General features: G+C 62.9%; 24 protein-coding genes and 1 other RNA gene. 10 read left to right on the top strand and 15 right to left on the bottom strand.

Translation table 11 applies throughout. The annotated features are described in order from the left end of the window. Positions 1–23 precede the first annotated feature (23 nt). Positions 24–1454, top strand: a complete 1431-nt coding sequence (locus QQL79_RS04240; RefSeq protein WP_284388234.1) for an inorganic phosphate transporter — start codon at positions 24–26, stop codon at positions 1452–1454. On the opposite strand, the gene QQL79_RS04235 is transcribed toward QQL79_RS04240, so the two are convergent. The 4 genes from QQL79_RS04235 to QQL79_RS04220 form a co-directional block, all read right to left on the bottom strand. Next, entirely contained in the window at positions 1444–1908 is a 465-nt protein-coding gene (locus QQL79_RS04235; RefSeq protein WP_284388230.1) for an NUDIX hydrolase, read from the bottom strand. The genes QQL79_RS04240 and QQL79_RS04235 overlap by 11 nt on opposite strands. A 162-nt stretch (positions 1909–2070) precedes the next feature. Then, the gene (locus tag QQL79_RS04230) at positions 2071–2286 is read right to left on the bottom strand and encodes a cold-shock protein (protein WP_284388229.1); all 216 of its coding nucleotides are present in this window, start codon (positions 2284–2286) and stop codon (positions 2071–2073) included. A 300-nt stretch (positions 2287–2586) separates the two neighbouring features. Further along, positions 2587–2859, bottom strand: a complete 273-nt coding sequence (locus QQL79_RS04225) for a YMGG-like glycine zipper-containing protein (RefSeq protein WP_284388226.1) — start codon at positions 2857–2859, stop codon at positions 2587–2589. A 94-nt stretch (positions 2860–2953) separates the two neighbouring features. Next, positions 2954–3319: a DUF423 domain-containing protein gene (locus QQL79_RS04220; protein WP_284388223.1), complete on the bottom strand. Its 366-nt coding sequence runs from the start codon at positions 3317–3319 to the stop codon at positions 2954–2956. Between the two features lie 82 nt (positions 3320–3401). Between QQL79_RS04220 and QQL79_RS04215 the strand changes: the two genes are divergently transcribed. Further along, on the top strand, positions 3402–4820 hold the full coding sequence (locus tag QQL79_RS04215) for an MATE family efflux transporter (protein WP_284388221.1): 1419 nt from the start codon (positions 3402–3404) through the stop codon (positions 4818–4820). Positions 4821–4997: 177 nt separating this feature from the next. On the opposite strand, the gene miaA is transcribed toward QQL79_RS04215, so the two are convergent. Beyond that, positions 4998–5873, bottom strand: coding sequence for a tRNA (adenosine(37)-N6)-dimethylallyltransferase MiaA (gene miaA, locus QQL79_RS04210; protein ID WP_284388219.1), 876 nt, complete (start codon positions 5871–5873; stop codon positions 4998–5000). 27 nt (positions 5874–5900) lie between these two features. Between miaA and serB the strand changes: the two genes are divergently transcribed. From serB to QQL79_RS04195, 3 genes are all read left to right on the top strand, one after another. Beyond that, positions 5901–6773, top strand: a complete 873-nt coding sequence (gene serB / locus QQL79_RS04205; protein WP_284388217.1) for a phosphoserine phosphatase SerB — start codon at positions 5901–5903, stop codon at positions 6771–6773. After that, entirely contained in the window at positions 6770–7309 is a 540-nt protein-coding gene (locus QQL79_RS04200; protein WP_284388215.1) for a GNAT family N-acetyltransferase, read from the top strand. The genes serB and QQL79_RS04200 overlap by 4 nt, the downstream gene beginning before the upstream one ends. Before the next feature lie 83 nt (positions 7310–7392). Further along, a complete protein-coding gene (locus QQL79_RS04195) occupies positions 7393–7932 on the top strand; it encodes a GNAT family N-acetyltransferase (RefSeq protein ID WP_284388212.1) in 540 nt (179 codons plus the stop codon). Positions 7933–8033: 101 nt separating this feature from the next. Here QQL79_RS04195 and hflC read toward each other — a convergent pair whose 3' ends face one another. From hflC to QQL79_RS04155, 8 genes are all read right to left on the bottom strand, one after another. Continuing rightward, positions 8034–9167 carry a protease modulator HflC gene (hflC, locus tag QQL79_RS04190; RefSeq protein ID WP_284388211.1) on the bottom strand — a complete coding sequence of 378 codons (1134 nt, stop codon included), beginning with the start codon at positions 9165–9167 and terminating at the stop codon, positions 8034–8036. Between the two features lie 3 nt (positions 9168–9170). Beyond that, positions 9171–10292, bottom strand: a complete 1122-nt coding sequence (gene hflK / locus QQL79_RS04185; protein ID WP_284388210.1) for an FtsH protease activity modulator HflK — start codon at positions 10290–10292, stop codon at positions 9171–9173. Between the two features lie 62 nt (positions 10293–10354). Next, a complete protein-coding gene (locus tag QQL79_RS04180; RefSeq protein WP_284388208.1) occupies positions 10355–10879 on the bottom strand; it encodes a dihydrofolate reductase in 525 nt (174 codons plus the stop codon). Beyond that, complete coding sequence (locus QQL79_RS04175) at positions 10876–11355, bottom strand: GNAT family N-acetyltransferase (protein ID WP_284388207.1); 480 nt, start codon at positions 11353–11355, stop codon at positions 10876–10878. The genes QQL79_RS04180 and QQL79_RS04175 overlap by 4 nt, the downstream gene beginning before the upstream one ends. Positions 11356–11357: 2 nt before the next feature. Then, positions 11358–12374: a DUF4424 domain-containing protein gene (locus QQL79_RS04170; RefSeq protein ID WP_284388205.1), complete on the bottom strand. Its 1017-nt coding sequence runs from the start codon at positions 12372–12374 to the stop codon at positions 11358–11360. A gap of 113 nt (positions 12375–12487) precedes the next feature. Beyond that, the gene (locus QQL79_RS04165; RefSeq protein WP_284388203.1) at positions 12488–12802 is read right to left on the bottom strand and encodes a nucleoside triphosphate pyrophosphohydrolase family protein; all 315 of its coding nucleotides are present in this window, start codon (positions 12800–12802) and stop codon (positions 12488–12490) included. Continuing rightward, the gene (locus QQL79_RS04160; protein WP_284388201.1) at positions 12799–13593 is read right to left on the bottom strand and encodes a thymidylate synthase; all 795 of its coding nucleotides are present in this window, start codon (positions 13591–13593) and stop codon (positions 12799–12801) included. Before QQL79_RS04160 ends, QQL79_RS04165 begins: the two co-directional genes overlap by 4 nt. A 90-nt stretch (positions 13594–13683) precedes the next feature. After that, complete coding sequence (locus tag QQL79_RS04155; RefSeq protein WP_284388200.1) at positions 13684–14259, bottom strand: DUF1003 domain-containing protein; 576 nt, start codon at positions 14257–14259, stop codon at positions 13684–13686. A gap of 180 nt (positions 14260–14439) precedes the next feature. On the opposite strand from QQL79_RS04155, the gene QQL79_RS04150 reads away from it, so the two are divergent. The 5 genes from QQL79_RS04150 to QQL79_RS04130 all read left to right on the top strand — a co-directional run bounded on the left by QQL79_RS04150 (position 14440) and on the right by QQL79_RS04130 (position 16356). Beyond that, entirely contained in the window at positions 14440–14838 is a 399-nt protein-coding gene (locus tag QQL79_RS04150) for a RidA family protein (RefSeq protein WP_284388198.1), read from the top strand. Then, a complete protein-coding gene (locus QQL79_RS04145) occupies positions 14835–15074 on the top strand; it encodes a YdeI/OmpD-associated family protein (protein WP_284388196.1) in 240 nt (79 codons plus the stop codon). The genes QQL79_RS04150 and QQL79_RS04145 overlap by 4 nt, the downstream gene beginning before the upstream one ends. A gap of 64 nt (positions 15075–15138) precedes the next feature. Then, positions 15139–15497, top strand: a transfer-messenger RNA (tmRNA) gene (ssrA, locus tag QQL79_RS04140). Between the two features lie 110 nt (positions 15498–15607). Next, positions 15608–16102, top strand: a complete 495-nt coding sequence (locus QQL79_RS04135) for an SspB family protein (RefSeq protein WP_284388193.1) — start codon at positions 15608–15610, stop codon at positions 16100–16102. 14 nt (positions 16103–16116) lie between these two features. Further along, complete coding sequence (locus QQL79_RS04130) at positions 16117–16356, top strand: ribbon-helix-helix domain-containing protein (protein ID WP_284388192.1); 240 nt, start codon at positions 16117–16119, stop codon at positions 16354–16356. On the opposite strand, the gene QQL79_RS04125 is transcribed toward QQL79_RS04130, so the two are convergent. Beyond that, on the bottom strand, positions 16325–19972 hold the full coding sequence (locus QQL79_RS04125) for an AsmA family protein (RefSeq protein ID WP_284388190.1): 3648 nt from the start codon (positions 19970–19972) through the stop codon (positions 16325–16327). The two genes, QQL79_RS04130 and QQL79_RS04125, sit on opposite strands and share 32 nt — an antisense overlap. A gap of 186 nt (positions 19973–20158) precedes the next feature. Then, positions 20159–22342 (bottom strand): esterase-like activity of phytase family protein, encoded by a 2184-nt coding sequence (locus tag QQL79_RS04120; protein WP_284388188.1) that lies wholly within the window; start codon positions 22340–22342, stop codon positions 20159–20161. Positions 22343–22473: the final 131 nt, after the last annotated feature.

Raw genomic sequence — 22473 nt, 5'->3', positions numbered from 1 at the left:
GCTGAACTCCTGCGGGGGCAGGCGTGAACCGGGCCATCCTGATCGCCATCGCCGCGCTCTTTGTCGGGGCGGCGGCGCTGTGGTCCTTCTGGTCCCTGCCAGATGGGTCATTGCGCTATCTGGCAATCATCGGCGCGGCCGCCGCCGCCTATATGGCGCTCAATGTCGGCGCCAATGACGTCGCCAACAATGTCGGCCCCGCAGTCGGCGCCAGGGCGATCACCATGGGCAGCGCCCTCACCCTGGCCGCAGTATTTGAAATCTGCGGCGTCATCTTTGCCGGCAATGACGTCATCGCCACCGTTTCGCGCGACCTGCTGGTCTGGGACACCGGCTTTTCCGATTACACCCTGATGCTGGCCATGATCGCGGCCCTGCTGGCCGCCGCGCTCTGGATCAATATCTCGACTCTGTTCGGCGCGCCCGTTTCCACCACCCACGCCATTGTCGGCGGCATTGTCGGCGCCTTTGTCGCCGCAGCCGGCCCGGCAGCCATCGCCTGGCCCGTGGTCGGCACCATAGCCATCACCTGGACCATTTCCCCGCTGCTCGGCGGCATTCTCGCCGCGGCCATCCATGCCGGCATCCGCAGGCTGATCACCCGCCGCATCGACAAGGTCGGCGCGGCCCGGCTCTGGGTCCCCCTGCTGGTCGCCGCCATGGCGGGCCTTTTCGCCGCCTATCTCGCCACCAAACTCCATCCTTATGGCTGGCGGCCGGAGCCGCCGACCACATTGGGCCTGGGCCTCGTTGCCGCGGCAATAGGCTGGCTCGTCGCCATGCCCTGGGTCCGCATCAATTCGCTGACCATGGAAAACCGCAAGAAGCAGATCGGCCGCCTTTTCCGGCCGCCGCTGATCGTCGCCGCGGCGCTGCTCTCTTTCGCCCATGGCGCCAATGACGTCGCCAATGCCATCGGCCCCTTCACCGCGATTCTCTCGGCAATCGGGGCAAGCGCGAACCCGGTTACCGGTGATGCCGCCCCCCTCTGGACCCTGGCCATCGGCGCCCTCGGCATTGCCTTCGGCCTCTCCCTGTTCGGCCCGCGCGTCATTCACACCATTGGCGAGCAGATCACCAAGCTCAACGAAATCCGCGCCTTCTGCGTCGCCCTTTCGGCCGCCGGCACCGTGCTGCTGGCATCGGCCTTCGGCCTGCCGGTATCGTCCACCCATGTCGCGGTGGGCGCCGTGTTCGGCGTGGGCTTCCTGCGCGAATATCTGGCCATGCGGAACATGCAGGGCGCCGCCCCGCTCCATGCCCGCTTCATCGATGCGGCATCGCTCAACGCCACGCCCGAAGAGGCCATTGCCCGCGAGCGGCGGCATGACCGGCGCTATCTGGTGCGCCGCCTCAAGGTTGCCCGCATTGCCGCTGCCTGGGTGGTCACCCTCCCCGCTTCGACGGCCATGGGCGCAGCTTTTTATTGGCTGGCCAGCACGATCATTGCTTAGCGCCCTCCGCCGTCAGCCGGCGATGCAGCCGGTCGGCGATCCGGGTCAGCGCCCGATCGGCCAATAGGCGCCTGGCCTCGGCCAACAGCACCCAATGGCGGCTGCGCTGATCCATTTCGTCCCATATGTCGAGCTGACTTTCCACGCGCAGCGGATAAAGATCGATATCGACCAGCTGCCCCTTGTCACTGATCCGGTAGCTGCCCAGCGGTTCGCTTTCCACCACACCGGTCACGCCGGCTTCTTCCAGCGCTTCCTTGGCCGCACTGTCCCATGCGGTCATGCCGCTCGGAATCGAGCCCTTCGGAAAGATCCAGCGACCCGTGCGCCGCGACGTCACCAGCAGAAACACCACGCGGCCCTCGCGCAGCACATAGGGAATGGCGCCCGACTGCCGCGAACCGGCAGCCGTCTCTACCTTGGGGTTCCAGAGATTGAGGAATTCTCGCAGCATGGGCCCGTCATAGAGCGTTTCCGGGAAAAGTGGCTACCACTTTTCTGGCGCGGAACCGTGACACTGCAGATAATTTGTGTTGCTCGGCGCAGGACGAATTGTGCCATCGCAGCCGGTCAACAAAAAGGGCCCCGCAGGACCCTTTTTAGCATGGCGCCGATTTTAGCTCAGCAAGGTCAGGTTCGCTGCCGAAACCTTGCCGTCGCGGCCGGTTTCAAGCTCGAAGGTCACCTTGTCGCCCTCATAGAGCCCCTGCAGGCCCGAACGCTGCACAGCAGAAATATGCACGAACACGTCCTTCTCGCCATTCTCGGGCGAGATGAAGCCGTATCCCTTGGTAGTGTTGAAGAATTTTACGGTACCGGTGATGGCAGCCATGAAACGCATCCTCGTAATAAGTGCTCGCCGCTTTTCACGGCCAAGAGTTGAACACGGGTCTTCACGACAGACCCCGCCGAACGATTCACAGATCAGGAGGTAGCCAAGTTTCCGGCGCGCCGGTCGTCAGATAACGCAAGACAAGTGTAACCGCAGGAACGGAATATTGACGCTATCTGACGGAAATTCAAGGCATTTCACTGAATCGATGAAACACCCGGCCCAGGAGGGACTCCGGGCCGGGTGCTTTTTGGCGCCTGGGGGCGCGTCGCAGCATGGGGCGAATGCTGCAACCTCTATTTAGCCGCGCGGGCAGGTATCGACGTAGCGCGTACCATTGGGACGTTCGTAGACGCAGCGGTTGCCGCTGCCTTCGACACGGCCAATCATATTGCCTGCTGCAGCGCCGACCACGCCGCCAACACCGGCACCAACGACAGTGCCCAGAACGCTACCCGTGGTGGCAGCACCGACAATGGCGCCTGCGCCCGCACCTACCGCAGCACCCTGCTGGGTAGGCGTGCACGCTGCCAGGGACAGAGCGGCGGCGGCGATGATCAGAAACTTATGCATGGAAACCCTCCAAAGATATTATCGACGACCCAAATGCGCCGTACGGCCAAATGGTTCCAGCATGATTCCAGCTTTTTTGCAGCAAGCACACTCATTAACGAAAAAAGAATGCGCCAATTGCGACCAGGCCCCAGCCCCCGATCATGCCGACCCCGCCCAGCGGCGCCGCGCCGGGAAATGCGCCATGGCCAAGCCATTCCCGAATGCCGAGATCACAGCTGAACACCAGCGTTCCCGCAGCCAGCAGCCAGGCAGCAGCCCGAAACAGGCGATTGTCGAACCCGCTGGCGCAGAGCGCCAGCAAGGCCGGTCCATGCGCCAGGCAGATGGCGGCAATCGCCGAAAGATTGCGACTTTCCCCGGCGTGGGATGCTGCCGCCGCCGAGGCAACGCCGGCGGCTCCGGCGAGCCCGGCGGCCAGCAGCAGGATACGGCGGGACAAATCGGCACCAGGCTTCATGGGCAGCACTCCTTGTTCGCGCATGCTCTATCGCGCGCGGCGGCCTTCGTCTAATGCTGCATGGCGATTGGGATGAAATCAAATGAACGAGCAGATCACGGCTGCGCCCGGTGCCGCCGCCAATTCCGCTGCTGCCGAATCGGGCTGGCGCAATGAACTCAAGGCCACTTTCACCCTGGCCTGGCCGCTGGTCGTCGCACAGCTGGCCCAGACCGCCCTCACCACAACCGACGTCATCATGCTGGGCTGGCTGGGGCCGAGCTATCTTGCCGCCGGCACGCTGGCCAATACTTTCCTCATGCCGTTCCTCGTCGGCGGCATGGGCATTGTCGGCGCGGTGGCACCCTTGGTTGCCCAGGCACGCGGTGCCCGGGACATCAAGGCAGTGCGGCGCATCGTGCGGCAAGGTTGCTGGGCGGCCATTATCCTGGCGCTCTGCGTCGTGCCCATCATCCTGCAGATCCGGCCGATCTTCGGCCTGTTGCGGCAGGACCCCGCCGCCACCATCATGGCCGAGCAATTCATCCAGGTTGGCGCCTGGATGCTGTTCCCGGCATTGATCCTGGTCGCGTTCCGCTCGCTGCTCTCGGCCTATGCGAAAACCCGCATCATTCTGCTCGTCACCGTGGGTGGTGTGCTCTTCAACGCCGCCGCCAATTATGCACTGATCTTCGGCAATTTCGGTTTCCCCCGGCTCGAGCTGCGTGGCGCGGCCCTGGCGACCGTACTGACCAATGTGCTGATGCTGACAGCCCTTGCCACTTATGTCCTGCGGCACCCCCAGTTCAGGCGTTTCCATGTGCTGAACCGCTTCTGGAAGCCCGATTGGCCGCGTTTCCGGCAGATATTCCGCATTGGCACGCCGATCGGGCTTACCGTGGTGTCCGAAGTGGGCCTGTTCACCGCCGCCGCCTTGCTGATGGGTCAATTGGGTACCGACGAAGTCGCCGCCCACGCTATCGCGTTGCAATGCGCCAGCATGGCCTTCATGGTGCCGCTGGGGCTGGGCACGGCCGCCACGGTACGGGTTGGGTTGGCCTATGGTCAAAACGATCCGCAAGGCATCCACCGCGCCGGCTGGACAGCCTTTGTGCTGGGCACCGGCTTCATGGCGTTGTCCTGCATCGCCTTCCTGACGCTAGCGCCATTCATCGTGCGGCTATTCCTCGACCCGACCCATGCGGAGAATGCCAATGCATTGCTGCTGGCGGCCAGCTTCCTCACCATCGCCGGCATCTTCCAATTGGTCGACGGCGCGCAAGTCGTCGCCGCTCACGCCTTGCGCGGCATGAGCGACACCAAAGTCCCCATGCTGCTGGCCATTGTCGGCTACTGGATCGTCGGCCTGCCGACCGCCTATGCCCTGGGCTTCATGTTGGGCTGGCGCGGCGTGGGCATCTGGACGGGCCTCGCGGCAGGCCTGGCCTTTGTGGCGGTGGTGCTGGTCACCCGCTTCGCCCTGCGCGAACGCCTGGGGCTGCTGCCGCGGGCGCTAGCTTAAAGCGACCGCACCTGCGGCACTAAATTTCGGCTCGTGCCTTCCCTCCCCCTTGAGGGGAGGGACCGAGGGAGGGGGTCGCCGAGCTTTAGCGCAGGAGGCGCAACCACCCCCACCCCGGCCCTCCCCCTTGAGGGGAGGGAGAGCAGAAGCCGACACTCCCGTCCTAATCCAAAAATCTCAACCCAGCCCCCGCCGCGGCCAATCCCCCATCCGATTGCGAAACCAGGTGCGCTGGCGCTTGGCATATTGCTGGGTGGCAATGGTGGCGAGACGGATCGCTTCATCCGCCTCCATCGCCCCATCGAGCCAGGCACTGATTTCAGGCACGCCAATCGCCTTCATCACCGGCAGGCTGGGGTCAAGCCGCAGGCCGCGCAGCGCCTCCACCTCTGCCACCGCACCGCTTTCAAACATCTTGGCAAAGCGGGCCGCGATCCGGCCCCGCAGCACGTCGCGGTCCGGGTCGAGCACCATGCGCTCCACCGCAAAATCCCCAAGCAAACCGGCCTGCGGCTCATCCTGAAAACTGGAAAGCATTCTTCCCGTGGCGCGCTTGACTGCCAGCGCCCGGATCAACCGCTGCGGATCGGCCACCTTGAGGCGCGAAGCAGTGACCGGATCTTCGCGCTGCAGCAGCGCCAGACGCTGCGCCCCGTCGAGCTCTTGAATCTCCTGTTGAACTTCAAGCGTGGTCTGGGCCGGAATCTCCGGTACGTCGGCGAATCCGTTTTGCAGCGCATCGAAGTAAAGCCCCGTGCCGCCGACGAAAAACAGCGGCCCCTCACTCGTCTCGATGACGGCTTTGGCCGCTGCCAGCCATTGACCCGTCGAGAAGCGCGATGAAGCCGGCACACTGCCATAAAGCCAGTGTTCGGCCCTGGCCTCCTCCTCCACGCTCGGCCGTGCGGTGACGACGCGCACCGTGTCATAGACCTGCATGGCATCGGCATTGACGATGGCCCCGCCCTCGGCCTCCGCCAGGGCAAGCGCCAGCGCCGACTTGCCGCTGGCAGTCGGACCCGCTATCAGAACGGCGCGCCTGCGACCCGTCACGCCGCTCCCCTCCGAGTATCATCCACCATGCCGGTCCTCTGCCTCATCGCCAATCCCGCCGATTCCGAACTCGATCCGGCGCTTGCTGCCGCCGTGGTCGCAGAGACGGGCGGCGAACTCAATTGGCTCAATCACGCCATTGCCTGCGAAATCATCGAGCCGAAGTCAACCGATGCGCTTGCCCTGGCCCGTGACGTCATCGGCACGCGCAAGGTCGATGCCGCGCTGGTTCCCACCGCAGGACGGCGCAAGCAGGTCCTCGTTGCCGACATGGATTCCACCATGATCGAGCAGGAATGCATCGACGAATTGGCCGCCGCCCTGGGCATCAAACAGCAGGTCGCTGAGATCACCGACCGGGCCATGCGCGGCGAGCTCGATTTCGAGCAGGCGCTCGATACCCGCGTCGCGCTGCTCAAGGGCCTTGAGCGTCGGGTTATCGAGGAAGTCCGCCGCGAGCAGATCACCCTCGCCCCCGGGGGCCGCGCACTGATCCAGACCATGAAGGCCTATGGCGCCTATACCTCGCTGGTCTCGGGCGGCTTCACCTTTTTCGCCGACTATTTCGGCAAACGCATCGGCTTCGACGAAGCCATTGCCAATGTCCTGCTGTTCGAGGGCGATACGCTCACCGGCGCGGTGCAGAAACCCATCGTCGACAAATCAACCAAGCGCGAGCGGCTGATCGCGCTCGCCGCCGAGCGCAACCTGCCGCTCGGCGCCACCATTGCCGTGGGTGACGGCGCCAATGACCTCGACATGATCCGCGTCGCCGGCTTCGGCGTTGCGTTACACGCCAAGCCTGCCGTGGCCGCCGAGGCCGGCATCCGCATCGACCACGGCGATCTCACCGCGCTGCTCTACCTGCAGGGCTATGACGATGAAGAGATCGTGCGGTGAACCTGCAGACCCAGCGCCTGCTTATCCGTGAGTGGCGCGATAGCGACTGCAGCGCCTTTGCCGCGATCAATGCCGATCCCGAGGTGCGGCGCTACTATTATCCATCGCTGCTGACCCAGGCCGAATCCGATGCGGTCATTGCCGATTGCATGGACCATCTCGAGCGTCACGGCTTCGCATTCCTGGCGCTTGAGCGGCGCGGCGACGGCGCATTGCTCGGCGGGGCCGGTTTGTCGGTCACCCATGATGTGCCCGGCGGACCGGCCATCGAAATCGGCTGGATCCTTGGCCGCCCCTTTTGGCGGCAGGGCTATGCCAGCGAAGCCAGCCACGCATGGTTCGACTGGGCCTGGGCCAATGGCATGACCGAGATCGTCGGCTATACTTCCGCGATCAACACCCCATCGCGCCGCGCCATGGAAGCGCTCGGCATGCACCGGAACGCAGCGGACGATTTTGCCGACATCACAGTTCCCGAGGGCAACCCGCTACGCCCGCACGTCCTCTACCGGATCGCCAACCCGAACCACGCCTGAGCCAACCCGACAGACGCGACCTGCAGCATCCGCATCGATCACGCCGATCTCACCGCCTGCTCCAGCGAGAAGGACATTGCCCGATGAATCTGGAAACCGAACGCCTGCTGCTGCGCGAATGGCGCGACGCCGACCGCGACGCCTTCGCCGCAATCGTTGCCGATCCGCATGTCATGCGGTTCTACCCCGCCACCCGCAGCCGCGCGGAAGCCGATGCCTGGATCGATAAAATGATCGAAGGGCGCGCCAATGGCACCGGGCAGTTTCTGGCGGTGGAGCGAAAGTCCGATGGCGCCATGCTTGGCCTCACCGGCACGGCCGATATCAACTTCGCCATTCCCACCGCACCAAAGCTCGAAATCGGCTGGGTGCTGGGCCAGGACTATTGGGGCCAGGGCTATGCTCCCGAAGCCGCCCGCGCTGCGCTCGAGCATGCCTTCACGCAATTGAACGCCCCCGAAGTCGTGGCCTTCACCGCCCGGGTAAACCTGCCCAGCCAGCGGGTCATGCAAAAGCTCGGACTGGTACGCGACCCGGCAGCCGATTTCGATCACCCCCGCATTCCCGAGGGCCACCCGCTCCGCGCCCACGTGCTCTACCGTCTCGCCAACCCGCAAGGCTGAGCAGCGTCGAGAGCCGCGATCCCCGCTTTTTCGCGTACGCGAAAAAGCGAACCTCCCTCCCCCAAAACAAAACCGGCGCCCCTTGAGGCGCCGGTTGGTTCTTAAGGGGTCGCGGGCGTTTCGGCCGGCGGCGGCGTTGTCTCGGTCGGTGTCGTATCGACCGGAGCCGGTTCGACCTCGACGGCCGGCGGCGCTTCCGTACCGACCGTGGGGGCCAGCTCGGAGCCATCGTCCAGCGTCAGCGTCGGCGGGGTAACGCTATCCTCGATGCCCAACCCATCCAGGGCCGGGCCCGTGCTGGCGGGCAGCTCGGGTGCCGGAGCCGGCTGGATCGGCGGCGCCAGGTTCGGATTGGCCGCCGGCAATTCGCCATTGGAGCCGAAATAGCGGAAGAACTCGCTATCGGGCGACAACACCATGGTCGTGCCGGTACCGGTCAGGGCCGTGCGATAGGACTGCATCGAGCGGAAGAACTCGAAGAATTCCTGGTCCTGCCCATAGGCCGCGGCAAACAGCCGGTTCCGCTCGGCATCACCCGTACCGCGGAGGATTTCCGCATCGCGGGTCGCCGCCGCCACGATTTCAACCGCCTGACGGTCGGCGATAGCACGCAGGCTCTGCGCCTGTTCCTGACCGCGGGCGCGCAGCAGCGCTGCTTCAGCCAGACGCTCGGCGCGCATACGCTCGAAGGTCGTGGCGGAAACGTCCTGGTCAAGATCGGTACGCAGAATACGCACATCGACCACTTCAATGCCCAGCTCGGCCATATCCGGACGGATCAGGTCACGGGCTTCCCGCATCATTTGCGGACGCTGCTCGGAAAGAGCCGCGTTGAATTCGCGCAGACCATAGACCTGGCGCAGTGCGGAGTCGAAACGCGTCCCGATACGATCCTCGACCACCGAAAGCTGGCCCAGCGCGCGTTCACGGAACAGGCGCGGATCGGAGATGCGATAGGTGAGGAACGCATCCACCTGATAGAATGCATTGCCCGAAACCTGCACCGTCATATTGGCGATGTCGTAGCGCAGCAGGCGGTTTTCGATGATCTGCACGGTGTCGACGATGTCGGTCGGAACCTTGAAATACAGCCCTGGCTCGGTGCGGATATCGGTGATCTGGCCGAAACGCATGACGATGGCCTGTTCGCGCTCGTTCACGATGTAGAGCGAGGAGAACACGACATAGAGGGCGGCAACGATGGCAACGCCAAGGATAATCAGACGATTGCTCATGGTTTAGTTCCCCGTCCCGGTTGTCGGTGGCGTGGTCGTTCGGGCGCCGGGGCGCAGTTCGGGCAGCGGCAGATAGGGCACGACGCCCGAGCCATTGGCCCCGCTTTCAAGCAGCACCTTTTCGGAGCCACCCAGCACTTCTTCCATGGTTTCGAGGAACAGGCGCTTGCGCGTCACTTCGGGCGCATTGACATATTCGGCATAGATCGCGTTGAAGCGTTCCGCCTCACCGGTTGCTTCCTGCACCACGCGGTTGCTGTAAGCAGCCGCATCTTCACGCAGGGCCGCAGCACGGCCGCGCGCATCACCCAAAAGGGTATTGGCGTAGGAACGAGCCTCTTCCTGCAGACGGGTTTCGTCCTGGCGGGCGCGTTGCACTTCGTTGAAGGCGTCGATGACTTCTGCCGGCGGACCGGCATTTTCGATCAGCACCTGGCTGACGCGAACGCCCAGCTGATAGCTGTCCAGGATCGACTGGGTGATCTGCTGCACTTCGATCTCGATGCCACGGCGGTCATCGCTATAGATGTCCTGTGCCGGACGGCGCCCCGCCACTTCGCGCATGGCGCTTTCGGCCGCATTGCGGACCATTTCTTCGGGGTCGCGCACATTGAACAGATAGGCCACCGGATCGCTCACCGACCAAAGCGCAGAAAACTGCACATTGACGATGTTCTGGTCGCCCGACAGCATCAGCCCGCTACCGCCATTGGAATTGGCGCGCGAACCGGTCGCCGTAGCCGCGCCGATCGTGGTCTGGTTTTCGGTGACGGTGACGCGCTCGACAGTCTCGATCGGCCACAGATGGAAATGCAGGCCCGGATTGGACAATTCGGGCTTGGGCCGGCCAAAGCGCAGCTCGACGCCCACTTCCTGAGGATCGACCGTATAGACCGAGTTGAAGCCCCAGAATGCCACGAGGGCAAGCACGCCGCCAATTATAGCCCAGCGTCCGCCGGGCACGCCGCCCCGAAACTGGTCGCGGCCGCGGTTGAGAATATCTTCGAGGTTCGGCGTATTGCCACCTCCTGGCCGGCGCGGGCCGCCGCCACCACCGGGCGCCTGCCCCCAGGGGCCGCCATTATTGTTGCGGCCACCCCCGCCTCCGTTACTCTCCCACGGCATCGCATTCCTTTCAGGACATGTTTGTTTCGTCGTCGACATATATAGGCAAGCGCGTCACCCGATCAATGCGCGCTTCCCTTATGCCGCTCGTACACATTGACGCGGTAGCTTGCCTCATCCTTGCCGCTCGGCACCACTTCCGGTTCATCCACAATTGCCCAGTCTGCGGGGCTGATCGCCGGAAAATGGACATCGCCAGACGGCGCCAGATCGACATGGCTGATGTAAAGCCGGTCGACCAGAGGCATAAGCTGGGTGTAAATATCGCCGCCGCCGATGATCATGATTTCGTCAACACCGTCTTCCGCCGCAATTTTTCGCGCCGTTTCGAGTGCCGCATCAAGGCTTGAAACCACCACCACGCCCTCGGGCTGATAGCCGGCCTGGCGCGTCACCACGATATTGGTGCGGCCCGGCAGCGGCTTACCGACGGTCTCGAATTGCTTGCGCCCCATGATCATGGGCTTGCCCATGGTGGTCCGCTTGAAAAAGGCGAAGTCGGAAGGAATGCGCCAGGGAATGGTCTGGCCATTACCGATAACGCCGTTTTCCGCAACGGCGGCAATCATGGCGATCTTGATGCTCACGCCGCCCCCAGCTTTGCCAGCGCCGCGCCATCGATGCGCACCTTGGTCCACTCATCCTGCATGACCCCGCCCTGCGACTTGTAGAAGTCGATGGACGGCTCGTTCCAGTTGAGCACCCACCACTCAAACCGGCCCAGCTCCTCGGCAACGCAGCGCTGGGCCAGATTGACCAGCAAGGCCTTGCCGATCCCCTTGCCGCGCATGGCCGGGTCGACAAAAATATCCTCCAGCCAGATGCCGTGCCGGCCCTGGAAGGTGGAATAGGTATAGAACCAGAGCGCAAAGCCCACCGGTGCGCCCTCCCATTCGGCAATCTCGCAGAATACCTTGGGATCGGCGCCAAACAGATCACGCACCACATCGGCCTCGGTGGCCTTCACTTCGTGTTCGAGCTTCTCATAAATGGCGAGCGCCCGCACGAAGCCGGCAATGGTCGCGGCATCGGCCGCGACCGCGGGACGGATAGTCAGGGTCACGCTCAGTATTCCTCGTCGTGATGTTCCAGGATCAGGATGTCGACTTCCTTTTCCGGATAGAAATCGGTTGCCACCATTTCAAAGGTCGTCGGCCCGATCTTCTTGATATTGTCACCACAGAACGAGACCAGATTGGCTTCGTCGCCCTTGTCCACCACCAGGCGGAACTTGGGAATATAGCCACCGGCCCAATTGCCGCCCGTGGTCAGGATGTAGGAAATCCAGCTCTCGAAGAACGGCGCCGCCCAGGGATCGTCCCCGGCCTTGACCGTCTTGCGCACGGCATTGATGAAAGCATCGTCCGTGCAATAGCGCGTCCGGTATTCGGCGGCCGGATCGTACCCGTCATAGGGTTCGCTCATGAAGGTCACGCCCGTCGTGCCGCCCACGCTGGGCTTATAGCGGTGCTCGACCTTGACCGTCTTGCCGGCGGGGAAATTGGCTTCCCAGGTATAGGTCGCGCGGTAGGTCCAGATCGGGAAAAGGTGGGTCTCTTCGCCCTGGCCCACATCGTAGATATCGGGAACGAGCAGGCCCAGATGCAGCATTTCGGCCTTGGTGGCGTCATCCAGGCCGTCGGTAACCGTGCGCGTGTCGTCGGTGAAGGAAACCAGCGGGACCCCCTTGTCGCGAAGATAGTCCGAGCGATCGACGCCGGCCGTAAAGGCATATTCGTGCAGCACCGCATCCACCGGCTGGCCGTCGAACGTGGTCTCGAAATTGAAGAGATTGTCGGCCGGCCCCTGCGGAAACACCGTGGGCGACCACCAGTCCGGCACGATATCGGGCATGGGAAAGGCCACCAGCACATTCTGGTCGCTGCTGGTATTGTTCTGGAATTCGTAGATGACGCGAATTTCTTCGCTCGAGATGAACAGCTCCTCGCTGAGCATCGTGATGTCTTCGTTGATGACGAATTCCAGCCCGCCCGTGCTCAATTGCACCGCGGTATCGTTGGCCACGGCCGGCAAGGCCACGGAAGCCGCAAGCAGGCAGACCAGTCCCGAGAACACCCTCATGTTCCAACACTCCAAAAACGCACATTGGCGTAACGGGTTAGCGCCTTTTCCGGACTCTCTTGGAGCGGATGAGGCAATGAATTGCTTTCTACCCCAGAATGGATGCTTCAGCATCACCCGGGCAGATGGCTGAACCATTTGCGTTCCAGCGCCGCATCGAGATCGATACCGTTCTGGCGCGCAAACAGCAGCAGCATGGCTAAGACGTCCGCCGCTTCATCTTCCTTGGCCTGCTGCACGATTTTTTGTGTCGCGCCCTTGAGACGGCCGCGTCCGGTGCTCTTGAGATGCTCGGCGGTGAGTTCGCCCAGCTCCTCCTGCAACTTGAGCAGGTACCAGTCGTCGTCCCGGGCAATGCTGTTGCGTTCCGCATAGATATCGGAAACCCGCGCGACCAGATCGCCAAGCTCCGACAGCGACCGGCTCACACCGCCACCGGCGCCTTGATATGCGGATGGGGATCGTAGCCGATGAACTCGAAGTCCTCGAACACGAAGTCCTCCAGCCGTTTCACCTCCGGATTGACCTTGAGCACCGGCAAGGGCCTTGGTTCCCGTGACAACTGCTCCCTGGCCTGTTCGAAATGGTTCGAATAGAGATGCACATCGCCGAAGCTATGGACGAAATCGCCCACTTCCAGCCCTGTCACCTGCGCCATCATATGCGTAAACAAGGCATATGAAGCGATGTTGAAGGGCACGCCGAGGAAAGTATCGGCCGAGCGCTGATAGAGCTGGCAACTCAGCTTGCCATTGGCCACGTAGAACTGGAACAGGCAGTGGCATGGCGGCAGCGCCATCTCATCCACCTCGGCCGGGTTCCAGGCCGAAACGATATGCCGCCGCGAATCCGGCTTGGTCTTGATCGAGTGGATCACATTGGCGATCTGGTCGATTTTCCGCCCATCCGGCGCCGGCCAGCTCCGCCACTGCGAACCATAGACCGGGCCGAGATCGCCATTCTCGTCGGCCCATTCGTCCCAGATCTTGACGCCGCGCTCCTGCAGCCAGCGCACATTGGTCTCGCCGCGAATGAACCACAACAGCTCATAGATGATCGACTTGCGATGCAGCTTCTTGGTGGTCAGCAGGGGAAAGCCCTGCGCCAGGTCAAACCGCATCTGATAGCCGAACAAGCTCCGCGTACCGGTGCCGGTCCGGTCGGACTTGTCCGTGCCGTGTTCGAGAATATCGGAGAGAAGCTTCAGATAGGGCTGCATGCCAATACTCTAGACGATTCTCTTGGTGAGCGGGGCTCATCGTGATGCTGTGTCCACATCCCCACCGGGTTTAGAACCAGGTGTTGGTGCTCATTTGGGCGAGCCTTCCACCCCAAGACGGTTCTCCACCAGCCGGGTCAGCAGATCAATCTGTTCCTGCTGCTTGGCCAGCAAAGCACGCAGATCGTCGTTGCGCATCTGGTCGACCTTGTCGTGCAACGCCATGATTTCGATTTCGGCTTTGAGGTTGCATTCATAGTCGTGGCTGGTCACCAGCCGGTCCTTGGCCGCCTGCCGGTTCTGGCTCATCATGATCACCGGCGCCTGTATGGCCGCCAGCATGGACAGCAGCAGATTGAGAAAGATGAACGGATAGGGATCGGGCGCCTCCCCGCGCAGCAGCAGGTTGCCAAGTACCCACGCCGCCAGAACCACACCGAAGATGATGAGAAACGTCCAGGAGCCGCCAAAGGCAGCAACGCCGTCGGCCAGGCGCTGCCCGAACGTCGCTTTGTCATCGAACAGCACGCTGGCGTCGCGCGACAGCGCCCGTTTGCCAAGCGCCTGTTCCAGCACGCCCCGTTCGCGCTCGGTCAATGCCTGCTCGCCCTTGCCCAGAAACCGTTCGGCGGCATGGATCAGTTTTTCGGTTGAAGTATCCGTCATCGTCAACTCTCTTGGTTTGCCGCTAGCCCGCGGCTGCGATGGAACCGGGCTCGATGGCATTCAGTTGCAAACACAGTCACCAAACTATCGAATGCGGCAATAGAATACCTCATCTGGTCCTGACTTCGGGTGTCAGGAGCCTCGTTCTATCCATGAGCTGCAACGCAAAAGGAGACCGCCATGTCCGTTCAGCATCTCAATCCCGATGGAATGTACAAAAGCCCCGTCTTTTCCCAGGGCATCATCCTGCCGGCCGGCGCCCGCATCCTGCTGATCGGCGGGCAGAATGGCGTCAACGCCCAGGGCGAGATCGTCGGCAAGGGCGATGTCGTCAAACAGACCGAGCAGGCCCTGGCCAATCTGCAAAAAGTGCTCGATGCAGCCGGTGCGGGGCTGCAAGACCTGGTGAAAGTCACCATCATCATGCAGCAGGATATCGACCTCAACGCCGCCTTCGGCGCCTGGATGGCCGTCTGGGGCCAGCGGACCAACCCGCCCACCGTAACCGGCTTCCGCGTCCCGGCCCTGGCCAATCCCGATTTCCTGATCGAGATTGAGGCGCAAGCGGTGCTGCCATGAGCCCCAAGCTCCGCCCTCTCCGCCCGCGCGAAACCATGCCCGATTTCGTCAGCACGGCGCTCGACGAACGCGGCCTGCGGGACCGCTACGATGCCCGCCCGCCCTATCAGCGCAACGACTATCTGCTCTGGATCAACAAGGTCAAAACCGAAGCCACCAAGCAGCGTCACCTCGCCCAGATGCTCGACGAGCTGGAAGCCGGCGGCGTCTATATGGGCATGAAATGGAACGGGTGAGCGATGAGCCGTTTCATCGCGCCGATGCTAACAGTCTGCTAACCAATTTAGCGTGCTGGCGGTAGCGATTGCATCACCGGTCACCTGCGCCTATATAGAACCTGCCCGCAAGGGCTATGGCGATAAACTGCCATCGTAATAAACCTTTCGGACCCGGGGGCAGTACCCGGCGCCTCCACCATCCTCCCCGGCAACGGGAAGGCCCATGGGGGCGAAACAGGATCGACGAGGGCGTAAAGGGTGTGTTTTCGCTCGGTGAGGTACCACCGTTATCGGTCCAAAACTTATAGTTGCTAATGACAACCATAAGGCTCCGGTCGCTCTCGCTGCGTAATGCGGTGCTAGCACTGGGAATTTAAGTCCTCCGCCCTTAGCCGGGCGACAGGCGGGGTCCGCAGGCACCTGGCAACAGAAGCCTGCACCTTACCTGCCCCAATCGCCCAAAGGTGACGCCTTTATCCTTGAATTCTCACGGAACGTGAGGCTGATATGGGCCGTTCGGGATTCTATCTCTTGTCGCCGGAAGGGTAATCATGGCCGAAGATCATATGCGATACGACATTCTCGCTCAGGAAGCCCTGCGCGGCGTCGTGCGCAAGGTTCTGGCCGAGGTTGCCAAGACCGGGCTTCCCGGCGATCACCACTTCTTCATTTCCTTCGTGACTCGCGCCCCGGGCGTCCGTCTCAGCGAGAAACTGCTTGGTCAGTACGACAAGGAAATGACGATCGTCATCCAGAACCAGTACTGGGACCTCAAGGTCAATGAAACGGCCTTTGAAGTCGGCCTGTCGTTTGACGGCATTCCCGAAACGCTGGTCATTCCCTTCTCGGCGGTCAAAGGCTTCTTTGACCCCTCGGTACAGTTCGGCCTGCAGTTCGATCCAGCCACTGCCGCGCGCGACGATGGCGGCCTGGAAGACAGCGCCGATGACGCTCTCGAAGACGCCGCCGCGCCCGCGGCCTCCGACGACGGGGAAAAGAGCGGCGAAAAGGTCGTTAGCCTCGACGCGTTCCGCAAGAAGCCCTGACGCGCATTCCGGGCATGGAAAAGCGCTCGCTCTCCATTGCCGGCCATAGAACGAGCATTGCGCTCGAACCCCAGTTCTGGGCCGCCTTGACGGAAATGGCCGCCGACCGCGGCCAGACCATGGCCGCCCTCATCAAATCCATCGACGAAACGCGCGAGACCGCCAACCTGTCTTCGGCGGCACGGCTATCCGTGCTCGCCTGGTACCAGCAGCGGCTGGCGGCTAGTTCAGCGGCAGAACAAACGGCCGATTAACCGCGGGCGGCGGTGGCAGGCCCAGATCGATCGGCCCCTGTACCTGGGGTGCGGATGGGGTCAGCGGCAAAGGCGCTGGCTGCGGCAGGGTTTGCTGCAGGCGTTCCTCTTCCAGCCTCCTGGCCTCTTCCTCCGCGGCAAGCCGCGCCGCTTCCTCTTCCGCGCGGCGCGCTGCCTCCTCGGCCGCCCGGCGGCGTTGTTCTTCGATCAGCCGGTTGCGTTCTTCGGCGGCGGCGCGTTGCCGCTCGGCATCCTCGGCCCGCAGGATTTCAAGGCGCTGCACCTCAAGCTCGTTGGCGCGCACCTGAATCGCTGCGATCAGCGTCGCCAGATCGAGCGCGGGAGCCGGAGCCAGCAGATCGCCCGATAGCCGCGTGCCGATTTGCGCCGTATCGGCCGAAATAAGGCCATTAGCATCGTCCAGGCCCAGCGGGGTCAGCGAAAATCCGCCATCGAGACCAAGCGTCGCCAGGTTCAGGTTGACATTGCCGGCCAGACGCCCGCCCTGCCCTTCGACGATGAAATTGGCGAGGCGCAGCACGCCGCCCGCTATGGTGAAAGCGCCCGTTGCCTGATTGGCGGTAAACGGCCCCTGCTGCAGCGCGACCCCGATGACGGAGGCCAGCGCCTCTGGATCCATATCGAGCACGTCATCGAGCCCGGACACGGTGGGGAAGACCCGCGGATCGAGTTGATCGACGGCCAGGTTGGTCAGCGTGAAATTGCCTTCCCCAGTCATCGCGCCGAATACGGCGGCCAAGCTCGCGCCAGTCCCCTCGAACCGAACACCACCCTCGATCGTCGCGCCCATGGCGGCGGCGATAGCGGGCGATGCCACCGAATTGAGAGGAACGCCGGCCAGTGTCATCCGCCCGCTGACGGTTTTGTCGACCAGCGCTCCGGCGCAGCAAACCGACAGGTCCAGCGTGGCCCGGCCGCCCCCCAGGCCGGCCTCGAAGCGGGCCAGGCGCAGCCGGCTCTCGTCCCAGCTCAGCTCGAAACTGGCATCCGTCATCCGTGGCACGCCACCTGCGGAAACCAGCGGCGCCGTTATGTTGACCGAACCCCGCGTCTGGCGCGGTGAATCCCCCGAGGCAATAGGCCCTTCGGGCCAGACGCTATCCCCAGGAACAAGCGCAGCGGCGCCGAAAACGGCGGTCGAAAGCCCCTCGATGGAAATCTCGTCGATAGCAAAATTGCCGGCAACAGCCGCAGCATTATTGGTACGCGAGAGAGAAAGCTCACCTGTGAACCCGGTCTCGCCGGACGTGCCCTCAACATTGGTCAGCCGCGCCAGTCGCTCCCCCTCGAAATGGAAATCGGCGCTGCCCTTGGCCATGGGCAGGCTCAGATCGCGCCCCCCGGCGATTTGTGCCAACCCGCCCGCATCGGCAAGCGTGACATCAAGCCGTCCAGTGCCCTGCAGCTCCATATTGGCGCCGAGCACCAGATTGCCGTTAAAGCCGACGCTCTCCTCACCGTGGCTCGCAGTGATACTGCCGGTAAGGCTATTGGCGGGTGTCCCCTCCAGAGCCAAAGCCACCAACATGGAACCCGGCCCGCCGAAAAGCTCGGCATCTCCCAGCCCGACCTGGCGGGTCAGGCCCGCAATATCAGTCGATTCCAGACTGGCATTGAGGCGCAACGGCGATGTCGCCAAAGCCAAGGCGCCGCCGCCCAATTGCAAGCGCGCATCAAGGTTGGCGACACCAAGCACACCGTCCAGCGTCAAGGTCTGGCCATTGCCGCCCTCCCCCGCGCCGAGGTCAAAGGCAATGTCTCCCGGGGCGGAAAGCGCCAGGAAATCCCGCCAGCCCACGGGCATCTGCAGCGCATCATAGGCCGCCACCAGGGCCGGAGCGTCGCCGGCGCCAATCCTGATTTTGCCCCTGCCCGAGAGTTGCGGGGCCGCCGGCGCGCCGGTTAGCTGACCGGCGGCATCGAGGCCAACGCCGCCCCAATCCTCGGCCGAAAGCCTGGTGAATTCGACACCACCCTCGGTCCACATACCCTCGGCAGCAAGGCCCGTACCGGTCAGGCCGAACAATTGGGCATTCTGGCCGCTCAGCGCGAAGCTGCCGGTGGGAAAACTGACGCCGAATGCCGGGCCCGCCGACATATCGGGCAGCAAGGCGCCGACGATCGTGCTGCCGCTGCTCCCCAAATCATCGAAATGCCCCACGACGTCCAGCCGCTTTTCCGCGCCAAAGCCGATGCGAAGCTCCACCCCATGGGTATGGCCATCCACGGTCAGTCGCCCACTGCTCAGGCCGAAAGCGTCCTCGCCCAGCATGATACGCCCCTCGAGCCTGCCAGGCTGATTGAACAGGGGATTGCTCTCCAGCGGCCTGCGCCAGAGCACGGCCAGACCGTCCAGCCGGGCGCTATTGAGCGAAGCCTGCCCGCGGAATGCTGGAGCCCCACCCTCGTCGCTGAGCGTGCCGCTGGCTCGCAATTCTGTCTCGCCGGGCAGGCCGGCGATGAATTGTTCGATCTGCCAGACCGAACCATCGGTGCGGGCATCGGCCCGAACATTGCGCAGCGCAAAGCCGCGCAGCCCGATTTCGGCCAGATCGACCCCCACGCGCCCAGGAAGTGGCGGAATGACCGGGGCCGGAAGCTCGGACAGCAGACGCACGATCTCATAGGGTTGCGTTGCCGCATCTTCCTTGGCGTCACGCGGGGGCAGCGCGAAGACGCCGCCGGAAATCACAGCATCAAAGCTGGGCCGCGCGCCGAGCTGAATGCTCGCGGCACCGGTCAGCCGTGTTCCCGCCCGGTTTTCATCGGGCCGCAGCGTATAGCCCGTGAGCACGATACGATCTGTCGAGCCCGTGATTCGGCTTTCGAGTACAAGATCGCCACGAATATCGTCGGCGCGCTGGGCGGAAGGCGGGCTCTGCCGATAGGTCATGGCGCCATCGAATTTGGGGGCCATGCCGGCACTCAGCAGTCCCTCGACGGCGAAGGAGAACACATCATTATCCGGGCGGATCGACGCGGTAATCCGGCTCGATCCGTCACTGGCCAAGGGGGCAGAGTTGAACCGCACGGTATAGCGCCCACCGCCATAGCTGCCGGAGCCCTGAAATTGCAGCGGACCGGCAAGCCCCGAAAGCTTGAGGTCGCCATCCACGTCGCTCGCCTCAAAGCTCCGGCCGGCCCGGCGGTCCATCAGGCGAACAGTCGCGTCGATAATCGTTGCCTGCGCCAGTGCAATCCCGGTTCCCGTGCCATCTGGGGCAAAGCCGCTACCGAACAGCCCGCTTTCGTCAATGGTGAAATCCACCACCGGCTCGCGCAGCACCAGCCGGGTCACGTTGTAGTGGTCGCGCAGGAAATCCATTAGCGAGAATTCGGCTTCCACACCGCCAACCGTGGCGGCCGGCTCGTCGGGCGATCCCACCAGCACATCGGTAAAGTTCAGGCGTGGCTGGGGCAGCAGCGAGAACTCGATATCGCCGCGAATAATGACCTTGGCGCCCAGCACGCCACCGGCAAGCTCCTCCATGCGCTCGCGATAGTCACCCCATTGGATGAAGCGCGGCGCGATAAACGCCCCGGCGAGCACAAAAATCGCCAGCAGGCCAACGATGATATAGATGCGATTCAGCACGGTTACGCATGGGTCCGGTTTGCGCGCAGAGTTTAGGCGGTTGCGCCCCTCGCGCAAGCCCGCCATTGCCTTGATTCACGGTATGAAATTGTCGGGGCAAAGGCAGTCATCATCACGCCTTTGCGACAGGCAAAACAAAACGGCCGGGCACGAGGCCCGGCCGCTGTCTGATTGAAAGCCTATCGATCACAGCGCGCCGATCGACCAGAAATAGGTCTCGCCCGAGCTGTCATCGACACCGTCATTGTCGGTGATGACATAGCCGGCGCCAGAAGCATCCACGGCAAAGCTCTCGACCTTGTCGACCACATAGCCATTAAGGCTCTTGAGATCAGGGATCAGGTCACGGACCAGTTCCTTGCTGACAACTGGCAATTCGCCACCCAGCTCGACACCCGCAAGTTCGGCAACCGGCACACGGTAGAGCGCCTTGAGCTTGGCGTTCTCGGCAATCTGGTTGTCGCGCTCGATGATATAAACATAGTCGCCATGCGCGGTGATTTCCGACAGGCCAACCCAGGCGCCCTCTGCCGGAGCCTCCAGCGGATAAGCCACGGCGCCCCATTCTTCGGTCGAGGGCTTGTAGCTCACAAGCTTGACCTGACCCTTGGGGTCGTCCTTCCACTCGCGCTGGATCGCGATCCACAGGGTCAGATCGTCACCCTCGCCAATGGCGGTGATCCCTTCCGAACCCGAGCGGGTCTCATTGGCCAGCAGGGCAGCCGGGAACGCGATCTCGTCTTCGATCTCGCCATCGGCATTGACGTGGAACAGCGCATGCGGCGTCAGCTTGGCCGTGTCACCTTCCGAAGCCAGCCAGAAGCCACCTTCCCCATCCAGCGTGATGCCTTCGAGATCGAGCTTCTGAGCCGGAACGCCATTGCGGGTGATGATGGTCTTCTTGACGATGCGGGCAGGCTTGGCGGTCGCATCGATCTCGTAGATCGCCGCTTCCGAGAAGGCACTGTCGCTGACGGCATAGAGGATGCCCGGCTTTTCGGCATCGCCCACCGCACCCGAAAGCGCCGCCCAGCCGATCGGCTTACCGTCGGCATCGAGATCGGACATGATCTGCGGATAGGCCGGCTCGCCTTCGCTGAGCTCGAAGATCATGACATGGGCACCGGCCAGACCGTCCGGCGACAGATCGGTTTCGTTGGCGGTGACATAGAGATTGCGCGACGGAATGGCCAGCGCGCCTTCCGGGCCGATGCCCGAGGGGATCGACTGCCAATATTCGGGCTCGGCACCGGTATCCTTGTAGATGGCGACGAGCGAGGACCGTTCCTGGTTGACGAAGATGAACTTCGTCTCGCCGAACGTGCCCACTTCCATGCCTTCAGGCTCAACGCCCTTGGCATCCGAACGGCCTTCGGGATAGTGGCCGAGCTGGGCCGCGATATATTCCATCGACGGGCCGCTCTCATAGAGCACGGTGCCGTCCTTGTTGAAGATGGTGAAACCGCGCGAGCCGCCTTCGTAGTCGCCTTCATTGGCGATGACGATGCGGTCATTGTCGAGCCACTGGATGGCATCGGGCTCGCGCTTGCGGCCCGGCTGGCTTTCGGTGAAGCTCAGGCGGCCATCTTCGGTCGCATCGATTCCCTCGAGATCGACGGTGCCGGCGCTGAAATCATTGATGATTTCGCCGGTCTCGCCATTGAGGATGACGATGTGGTTGTTTTCCTGCAGCGTCACGGCCAGTTCGTTGGCGCTGTTGAAATCGGTATATTCCGGCTCGGCGTCTTCACCAGCAAAATCGGCCACGCCAGCCAGCTCGGTGACGCGCATCGAGGCGCAGTCGATCGTGCCATTGGCGACGTCGAAGAAGGTGATATTGCCGCTCGGCAGCTGCGGGATTTCACCGTCATTGAGATCTTCATTGCGCTGGTTTTCCATCGAGATGGCGACCAGCGAGGCATCGGCATTCTTGGCGATCGCGTCGGGCTGTCCGCCCAGATCGCAGGTGACCTCGACAGCCTTGGTGGCAATGTCGATAACCGACAGATAGCCGGTGGGGGCGGTGAAATCTTCGGTCGTGTCCGAAGTCACGAGGGCCTTGCCGCCAATGACGGTAACGGAGGTGGGGCCGCCATCGAGCTTGACGAAGCCTGCAGGCTTGGGTGCGGCAGGATCGGTAATGTCGATAAAGCCAATGCCACCCAGCAGGGCGTTCGAATAGACCAGCGTCATGCCGTCTTCGGTGGCCGTGATGATTTCGGCCGAATTCTCAGTGCCTTCCTCGGCGTCAGGATTGTTCAAGGCCACCGGAAAGCTGGCGATGCGATTAAAATACTCGGCGGCATGGACCGAGGCAGTCGTCGCGAGCAGCGCGACCGTCAGCCCCGTCAAAAGTTTTGGCGTATGCATGAAAATGAGCCCCCTGGTAAGGATACGGGGCTCGGATTAGTGCCGCTGCAAGACCGTTGGATGACACAGATATGACGGATCAATGACAGGCCGGCATTCTGTACAGCGGGCCCGGTAATCCCTATATTGCA

Source organism: Devosia yakushimensis (assembly GCF_030159855.1).
Taxonomy (GTDB): Bacteria; Pseudomonadota; Alphaproteobacteria; order Rhizobiales; family Devosiaceae; genus Devosia; species Devosia yakushimensis.
The sequence above is the reverse complement of the archived record's forward strand: the minus strand, read 5'-3'. Positions and strand labels throughout refer to the sequence as shown.

Coding starts and splice junctions, on each gene's coding strand:
- QQL79_RS04235 (WP_284388230.1), bottom strand. CDS start 1,908: ATGCTGCGAGAATTCCTCAATCTCTGGAACCCCAAGGTAGAGACGGCT.
- QQL79_RS04230 (WP_284388229.1), bottom strand. CDS start 2,286: ATGGCTGCCATCACCGGTACCGTAAAATTCTTCAACACTACCAAGGGA.
- QQL79_RS04225 (WP_284388226.1), bottom strand. CDS start 2,859: ATGCATAAGTTTCTGATCATCGCCGCCGCCGCTCTGTCCCTGGCAGCG.
- QQL79_RS04220 (WP_284388223.1), bottom strand. CDS start 3,319: ATGAAGCCTGGTGCCGATTTGTCCCGCCGTATCCTGCTGCTGGCCGCC.
- QQL79_RS04215 (WP_284388221.1), top strand. CDS start 3,402: ATGAACGAGCAGATCACGGCTGCGCCCGGTGCCGCCGCCAATTCCGCT.
- serB (WP_284388217.1), top strand. CDS start 5,901: ATGCCGGTCCTCTGCCTCATCGCCAATCCCGCCGATTCCGAACTCGAT.
- QQL79_RS04195 (WP_284388212.1), top strand. CDS start 7,393: ATGAATCTGGAAACCGAACGCCTGCTGCTGCGCGAATGGCGCGACGCC.
- hflC (WP_284388211.1), bottom strand. CDS start 9,167: ATGAGCAATCGTCTGATTATCCTTGGCGTTGCCATCGTTGCCGCCCTC.
- hflK (WP_284388210.1), bottom strand. CDS start 10,292: ATGCCGTGGGAGAGTAACGGAGGCGGGGGTGGCCGCAACAATAATGGC.
- QQL79_RS04170 (WP_284388205.1), bottom strand. CDS start 12,374: ATGAGGGTGTTCTCGGGACTGGTCTGCCTGCTTGCGGCTTCCGTGGCC.
- QQL79_RS04160 (WP_284388201.1), bottom strand. CDS start 13,593: ATGCAGCCCTATCTGAAGCTTCTCTCCGATATTCTCGAACACGGCACG.
- QQL79_RS04155 (WP_284388200.1), bottom strand. CDS start 14,259: ATGACGGATACTTCAACCGAAAAACTGATCCATGCCGCCGAACGGTTT.
- QQL79_RS04150 (WP_284388198.1), top strand. CDS start 14,440: ATGTCCGTTCAGCATCTCAATCCCGATGGAATGTACAAAAGCCCCGTC.
- QQL79_RS04145 (WP_284388196.1), top strand. CDS start 14,835: ATGAGCCCCAAGCTCCGCCCTCTCCGCCCGCGCGAAACCATGCCCGAT.
- QQL79_RS04135 (WP_284388193.1), top strand. CDS start 15,608: ATGGCCGAAGATCATATGCGATACGACATTCTCGCTCAGGAAGCCCTG.
- QQL79_RS04130 (WP_284388192.1), top strand. CDS start 16,117: ATGGAAAAGCGCTCGCTCTCCATTGCCGGCCATAGAACGAGCATTGCG.
- QQL79_RS04120 (WP_284388188.1), bottom strand. CDS start 22,342: ATGCATACGCCAAAACTTTTGACGGGGCTGACGGTCGCGCTGCTCGCG.